Here is a 7,907-nt window from a genome sequence, read left to right as displayed (position 1 = left end):
GGTGGCAACGTTTCCTGATCTTTCGTTCCTGGTGCACTAGGTGGCAACGTTTCCTTATCTTTCGTTCCTGGTGCATCAGGTGTCAACGTTTCCTGATCTTTCGTTCCTGGTGCACTAGGTGGCAACGTTTCCTGATCTTTCGTTCCTGGTGCACTAGGTGGCAACGTTTCCTTATCTTTCGTTCCTGGCGCACTAGGTGGCAACGTTTCCTTATCTTTCGTACCTGGCGCATCAGGTGGCATGTCCGTATCTGTCCCCATATCCACAGTTATAGGCTCCACCACCAACTTTGGATCTTTCTGTTCCTCATCCAAAACAGGGCTAGGATAAAACCTGTGAATTACTACAGTAGTTGAAGTAGATGAAGGTAGTTCTTGAGGAGGATGGAGGTCACCAACTGTGAATTTTTCAGGAGATAAGATCGAGGATTTTTTATCTTCAAGATCTCTCGTGGTTTCATAGATTGGATTAAAAATATCATGTGTTGACTCTGCATATGTTGGCTCTGCATATGTTGGCTCTGGAGGCGAACGCATAAGGAAATCTATAGACCATGTACCATCCTTCGCTTGCGTTGGTGTAACCGTTATACATTTGGCCAGTTCGAACTGTTGACCTCCCACCAGTCCTGAATAATCATCAATTAGTTTCACCATATAAGGATGGTCGAAGTCGAAGTTTATAGGTTTTTTACCATCAGTTCGGACCTCTACCCCACATGGCTTTCCATCTGCATATTGAACTTTTACATCGGGCGCACTAGAACACGCTATATTGGAAAGATGAGCCTCAATAAATGTGTGTTCATACACTCCTTTCTGAAAATATGTCGTATTTCCATCGCGGGTAAAACTACTGTGGATATCGTCTTGCACACTTTGAGAATAATTAGCTACTGAGACTGGATTATTCTGTCCTACCGACATTGATGTTACAGCCATTTCATCTACTCCAAAATAATTAACCTACCTCACCCGCGCAGAATCACTATATTTTTAGTGCGTACTTATCACTGCACAGCATGACGAAAAGACCAATTAAATGTATGGCACTAAATCACCTAAAAATCATCGATTTAGCACCGCTATTCAATTGGTCTGACTAAAATACACTGGTTGAAATCAACCTAAAAAACATAGAAAACTATCGTATTAGCGAGCGGTTCGTATCTGCTTTAGACTGTTCCATTGCTACATAACCAGCCATCAATGTCCCAACCAGAGCGATGAATTTCAAAGATGCTTGATTTAAATCGTCATGCTTCATGCGCGCCAAATCGCCATTTAATTTGAATTCCTCTACTTTCATTTCGTGCTCCCTGACATCTCGTGTAATGAAAGCGACTGCCAATTTACCCGAGCCTTTAATGACATCAGACAGTCCCCTACTGAAATCAGAAATTTGTTGATTCCGATTCCGGTCAAACAATTCCGTGTCAGGGGAAACCTGGGGATTCGGATCTGTTTTATTAGCAGGGTTTTGCTTATTTTTAGCACTATTCGCTTGCCCATTATTGGTGTTCTGCGATGGATGAGTTTGGTGAGAGCTTAGCCGACCATCCTTACCCTGGACAAGAATCCGGGAAGAAGTAGCCCCCCCACCCTGCGTCGTCGTACTCACTGGTGTAGATGGCACACTTGGAGTCGCCGGTAACTCGGGTATTTCGATCTTCGGTTTTATATTCGAAGATCTTAAAGAATACATTTGCCCAGCTGCTACGCTACAAGTAACTACTCCGCTAACAATTTCTGTAGTTGCAGAAACGACATCCGCAGTAAATTGTTTATCACTTGCCAACTTCTTCTCGGCTAATTGTTTCATCGTATTGTCGATGAGTGATTGCTGTGCGGACTTTGAGAGCACTCGGCTCATCACGCTCATTTTTTGCGACATCTGGATAAAAACCATGTATACGGCGGACGCGTCAAATGGTTTTCCAGAGCTCTCAAATCTAATATGTACAGCACGCAGTAAAGGTTCGGCTGAGCCATATTTGGCTGTGAATTTTTCATAAGTACCTTGCGGAACAAGACCACTTTCTTCCGCAAAGTGAAATCCCACTTTTATTATTTCATCTTGACTGTCAGCTATGAGCTTGATGCTCGGTGTGAGCGATAAATGTATGACTTCAAAAATTTCATCTTGTTGCTCTTGTGGCAGAGTCCGTAAGAATTCATTGGTTTTCTGTACGTTCACCTGCAATTCATCACACTCTTTAAGCAAGTCATTCGTAGACATTTTTGAAGGGATTGTTACGTTATCGCCTTTTGTCTCAGCCGCATTATGTCGCATAAAAAACGTCAAGTTTGGAGAACCTGAATCCGCTCCGGGCAAATTTTTGAGGACAAATGGAAGTGTGATGCTATCCAGTATTTCCTGCTTACCAGCATTTCCTTTTGGATCAGCTTCTGCTTTTACTTTTAGATCATGAACCAACTCGGAAGCGTCAGGATTCACAGTAGGGTTATAAAGCTGAGCGCAGCGCGACGCGCTCACACCGGCCCCTTTCGTTGCCTCTGAAAATGCTTCTGATGTTGGTGGCTGGCCAACGTCGTTGGGCGTCACACATTGGCGTTCGACTTGCGTTGATTTAATATCGAAAAAATTATTAAAAACTGAAACAGGAACTGCTGCTGGAATATGAGTTGTCATTATTTAACCTTTCAATTAATTATGCTGTAACTGACGTGGCGCTTTGGCCTGGTGTACCGAGAATATGACGAATTGATTCGCGATTGCCCATTAATATTGCCATGAATACTTTGGAGAAAAATTGAGAGTCAGCCATCAATTTTTTAAGATCCTCAGTACCTCTCTGTATCAGCATCTGTAGTTCGGCCAGCTTTAATCGCATTCTCATCTGATTCATTTCCGTCTCGCGATTATCTCTTTTATCGAAAGCTAGTTTGACCTTCATGCCACCTGTTGAAGCCGTAGAGGCTCCCGAAACCATTGTCGTAGCTGTCTCGATCCGTGCCGCATACAGCTGGAATTTTGAGCCCTGAAATAAATTGGTCATCTTCGAAATTTTCGTTGCTGCAAAATGTCCACCTACCGTAAGTGCGACTTGAACCACAATTATGATAACGACCGCTAAAATCTGCGCTGCATCTTTATCCATCCCCAGTCCTACAAATGCATCGACAAGGAGCTTAGTTATATGATGCGTAATTGAAAGTGACGGCCCCTCATAGCCGCACTTAGTCGCGAGGGCATCAATAACATCCGATAGCGCGCAAAGACCCGCGACAATCAAACCAGGATTACACGTTAGAGCACCTCCGACAAATGTAGCCACTGCAACAATTGCGCTAAATGCTAAAGTGAACCAGGAAAGAATACTTTCATCCTTTATAACCTTGTCTATGGCTTTCAACAGCTCATCCATCTCTTCCAGTTTTTTTTCCGTCAACAATTCTTTCGTTGCTTTGTCACTTTTAATGGTATTAATCGACGCTTCGGATGTAAATTCTTCGAAGTCTTTTCGCGCCTTAAAGAGCGCAAACTCAAGCGCCAAAAGTTCATTATCAGCATCATCAGCAGAAACAACAGTGCCAGGATTCGGTGCCTGGATAATCGTCTTAGGAACTGGTATCGGTGGCGTGTTGCTGTCGTATCGCTGCGGTGCTGCCAGAAGCGGCATTCCATCCATCTGATAAAACTGGCTGCGCTCGCTCTTGGGGGCATCCACGCTAGTGGTATCAACCATTAGTTTGCCGAAAGACGCAATTGAAGGTACTGAGCCAAGAAGAACCATATCGCCTGCAATTTGCATCGCCTTCATATAGATAGATGACATTTTTTGCATGCGCTGAATATCAACGTACTGTGCTATAGAAAGCTGTGACAGCTCATTTCTTAATGTCTCAATGCGACTATCGATTTGTGCCTGAAGTTTGTCTGAATCAGCTTTACCTTGTTTAGATACATCTTGGGATACCTCTTTCGTCGGACTTATGTAGGTGCCGAAAGAACTGTGCGCAACCCCAGGAGCAGGAGTATTGTTCAGTGGCGATTTTTCTACTGGCGGCGTTGCCGTCTCAACCTGATGAATTCGGCCTTGCTTCAGCACTTCTGGCTTGGTATCGGCTGGGAAATTTTGGGGACCGATATTGGATTTATTCTTATCCAACTCAACAACATCAACCGGTACGCTATCTGCACTATCAACGTTACCAGTCCGCCGAGCTTCCAAAGCATCGATCGCCACTTGCTGGTCATTAATTTGGACATTGCGCTCCTTCAAGACGAGCGCTTGATCTCGCATTACCACCCCAATCAGATCGGCCAGCTCTGCTGATAATTGTTTGATCAGTATTAGATAGTCTGTTTCAGTCGCATCACCCAAGAAAACATTTCCGCGCCTCTCCAGTGATACTGTGCTATCGCGATTCAACAACACATCGGCCTGTGCTATTTTTGTTTGCAACGCAAACACCACTGCTTTACGGTGCTCATAAAGTCGGGATGAAGTGGAGGTCTGTTGTGAGGAACGCTGATGAGCAACACTTTTTGCTGTCTTAGCCTCGACGTCAATTTGATTGAATTGACGTGTTTCACCATCCTGTTCAGCGCCACCGCCATGACCTTGTCCACCCTTGCCATCAGGATCGACACTATCCTGGTTATCGCTAATATCTGCATCACTTGAATCTGAGATATCATCTATTTCGCCAGCTGCATCTTCGGCTGCAAACTCAAGCCCGGTATCTTCCAGAAAGGAAACAGTAGCGTCGTTATCTCCTGCATCTATTACGAACAATAATTCTGTTGCCGCCTCTTTGTAAGTTGCCAGCAGCAATTTTTCTACATGCAGCTCTGCGATATTGGATGGTTTTTGAGGTTGATCCGCTTTTTCTGTGCTCTTGGCTTGCGGAGCTTCATAGAGATAGTTGGTAACGGACGTTACCGGAGAAATATTTATCAACGCCATGTTTACATTCCTGTTAATTATGATGTAGCGCTAAATAAGTCCACATAACTGCATCTACATCATTGCCTCCTCTTCGGCGTACAGTCGTACTGTCTGCGAGGGGTTATATAGTCTAAAATTATGCGGTCTTACTTATCACGCCGTTTGATGATCGCGCAATTGCGCTAGCAAAGCTTCGGCCTGGTCCTTGACCGCACTTTTATTTGGATCTGCGCGGGTATGACGCACAATTAAAGTGAGTTTTTTGTGAGCATCTTCCTCCCGCCCCATTGCAATCAGACATTCACTCGCATACAGCGCTGTGGCCTGGTCAAGCGGATCAATCAGCCCGGCTGCGGCATACAGTTGTAGCGCACGTTCAAAGCGTCCGAGTCGTTGACAACATGCGGCTGCGGCTTTGTGGAAGCGCTTGTCGAGTGGATAATAATAGACTGTCAAAGCAAAGTTCGTGAGCGCCTCAGCGTAGTTTCCCTGAACATAAAAATCATGACCCTTTTGATAAATTTTCTCCAGATCTTGCAGACTCATCCCCTGCAATGAAGCAATCGTTTCGCCATTTTGCATGGAGTCCAACAGCTCCTGAAAATCTTGATCTTCTGTTTTCATGACATATCCAATTAGTTTTATATTTATTAGTTCAAGCCAATGCAGAGAAAGAGGTAAGCCCCCCATTCCCTACATGACTGGCGCTACTTTTTACTGATATTACGTTTTACTGATAATTCCATTACGTGTGTCCGACACCTGTTTGTTATTGTTCGCCAACATTGAGTAGCCTTCACTACGATTGCTATTCAACTTGTTCAAACGGACCATATCCAATTGCAGATTAGCAGCCTCCGTATCCACACGACTCTTAGTCGTTTCAAGCATCACCCTGGCTAACTTGGCGGTCGTTGGTAATGGCGTCAAGCCGTACTTGGCCATCATATCCCGCAGCGATATCTTGTTCTTGTCGACTTTTGACACAGCAATAACGTCGGCCTTTATCGATTCATTCGGCTTGCGGTCTAAGGGATGCCACCACGCTCCATCTTCCTGTTTATCACTACCATTTGCTCCAGGCCAGAAACCCCAAATCTCTCCTTTGCTCTCATAGAAATACTTCGGCTCACCTACCCCGCCTTTGCTCACCAGAGCAGCGTACCCTGGATTATTTTTAAGCTTCTCGAGAGCTGCAAGCCTCTTATCCTCCGCTTCTTGTTTCATCAAATCATGAATAGGCGAATCAGGATGAGGTTCCATTTCCACATCAAAATCCGCATCCGGGATTTGATCCTTATCATCTTTATCTCCAGAGATAGCGCGCAGCTTCTCCATGATCATGTTGTAGTCAGCGATCCTGCCATTTTTCATTTTTTGCTCGTTCAATTGAAGAATCAGAGATTTATCAACGATCCGTGTGTACTCTGCCGTTATCTGAGCAAATACCAAGTCGGGATTTTCATCTCGCTGATAGTTGATGGTATTTTTTGAATCTACTTTCCACCACATTTCCTCTTCTGTCGGACCGGCACCAACACTGGATCCTGGCGAGAAGGCACCTGGTGAAGAGAAAGTACGGGGACTGCGCAGGATTTTCTGGCTAACATCAACAAAATCTTCTGCCGCTCCCAACCAGTTAGATACATCAGCACGGTATTGCTGAACTCCAGCACTTCGCTTACCTTTAGCAGATACCTGCTCATCTTTGGCCTGCGTATCCTGTTCTTCACCTTTTGATTGATCCTGCCCCGAATGACCGCCACCATTACGTCCATCAGGATCTACATTGCTGTCTTGCTCTGCCGCCTCAAGCTCGATATCGCTGACATCAGCTTCATCATTACCCACACTTTCAATAGCATCTTCCAGATCCAGAGATTCGTGCACTAATTCAATCAATTGCAGGACTACGTCAACCTTAGTTTTAAGCAATTGAAACTGTAGAGAATCACCACTTACCGGCGACATTTGATCCGAATTTTTCTTTACCAAACCTGTATCGATGTTATTGCTATAAGAGGCCGGTGTTATTGAGAAATTATGCGTTACTGCTGTCATTTTATGTCCAATTTTAAAAGTTAAATCGTACCCAGATTGGGGCCAGCCACAGATGCCACTCATCTGTTTCCTGCAACGTTAGACAGGATTCCACAATTTTTTTTCCATCACTGCGATAAATTTATGATGCATTGTTAAATTTAGAAACGACAGTTGGACCGGTACGAGTGTAAGCGTGACTCCAGCACCGTTCTTGACAGCCGTATCTGACTGACATCGTGTTTATTCAGATCGCGTGCGCAATAAATGGGCGACGTTCCACGGCAGCAATTCGTCAATCCGATTAATCGGATGATCAGCGATGTAGGTGAAGACATGACGTAAATAGGCTTGCGGATCAAGTCCGTTCATGCGGGCCGATCCGATAAGTGAGTACATGGCAGCCGCGCGCTCTCCGCCGCTGTCGCCCCCCAGAAATAAGAAGTTTTTACGCCCCAGGCAACCTCCTCGCAATGCATTCTCGGCGATATTGTTGTCGATTTCGGCGATGCCATCATCACAGTAATACACCAGGGCCTGCCACTGGTTGAGCATGTAATTGATCGCCTTGGTCGTATCTGACTGAGTCGAGAGCATCAACAGCCGTTCGCGCAACCATTTCTCAAAGTGATCGAGCAACGGACGGCTTTGTTGTTGTTGTATGCGTTGTCGTTCATCGGGAAGTTGACCGCGGATCTGCGCTTCAATCGCATAAAGTTCGCCGATTCTGCGCAGCGCTTCGGTCGTCGTCGGTGTCGCTTTACGGACCTGCAGATCATGCATCTTTCGCCGGGCATGCGCCATGCAGGCGACTTCTTTAACGCGACCATCGGTAAAGATTTTATCGTAGCCGGCAAATGCGTCCGCCTACAGCACGCCACTGAAACCAGCCAGATATGTTTGCGGGTGAAGGCCCTGGCGATTTGGCGAATAGGCAAACCACACCGCCAGC

At 45.4% G+C, this 7,907-nt stretch carries 5 protein-coding genes and 1 pseudogene; all 6 read right to left on the bottom strand.

Features of this window, described 5'->3' with window-relative positions:
- The coding region (locus tag ACVBEF_RS19535; protein ID WP_447125586.1) for a hypothetical protein at positions 1–941 on the bottom strand (941 nt) is incomplete at its 3' end.
- Positions 942–1,143: 202 nt separating this feature from the next.
- Positions 1,144–2,652, bottom strand: a complete 1,509-nt coding sequence (locus tag ACVBEF_RS19530; RefSeq protein ID WP_447125585.1) for a hypothetical protein — start codon at positions 2,650–2,652, stop codon at positions 1,144–1,146.
- Positions 2,653–2,671: 19 nt separating this feature from the next.
- Positions 2,672–4,933, bottom strand: a complete 2,262-nt coding sequence (locus tag ACVBEF_RS19525; RefSeq protein ID WP_447125584.1) for a hypothetical protein — start codon at positions 4,931–4,933, stop codon at positions 2,672–2,674.
- 135 nt (positions 4,934–5,068) lie between these two features.
- Positions 5,069–5,539, bottom strand: coding sequence for a SycD/LcrH family type III secretion system chaperone (locus ACVBEF_RS19520; protein WP_447125583.1), 471 nt, complete (start codon positions 5,537–5,539; stop codon positions 5,069–5,071).
- Between the two features lie 99 nt (positions 5,540–5,638).
- A complete protein-coding gene (locus ACVBEF_RS19515; protein ID WP_447125582.1) occupies positions 5,639–7,039 on the bottom strand; it encodes a hypothetical protein in 1,401 nt (466 codons plus the stop codon).
- Between the two features lie 159 nt (positions 7,040–7,198).
- Positions 7,199–7,907, bottom strand: a pseudogene (gene tnpC, locus ACVBEF_RS19510) (IS66 family transposase); the annotation flags it as partial.

The sequence above is a fragment of the Glaciimonas sp. GG7 genome, assembly GCF_052976905.1.
Note: the sequence above shows the minus strand (reverse complement) of the source record. Positions and strands in the feature narration are given on the sequence as shown.

Bases quoted from the DNA above. Each gene is read 5' to 3' on its own strand.
- ACVBEF_RS19530 (WP_447125585.1), bottom strand. From the start codon at position 2,652: ATGACAACTCATATTCCAGCAGCAGTTCCTGTTTCAGTTTTTAATAAT.
- ACVBEF_RS19525 (WP_447125584.1), bottom strand. From the start codon at position 4,933: ATGGCGTTGATAAATATTTCTCCGGTAACGTCCGTTACCAACTATCTC.
- ACVBEF_RS19520 (WP_447125583.1), bottom strand. From the start codon at position 5,539: ATGAAAACAGAAGATCAAGATTTTCAGGAGCTGTTGGACTCCATGCAA.
- ACVBEF_RS19515 (WP_447125582.1), bottom strand. From the start codon at position 7,039: ATGAGTGGCATCTGTGGCTGGCCCCAATCTGGGTACGATTTAACTTTT.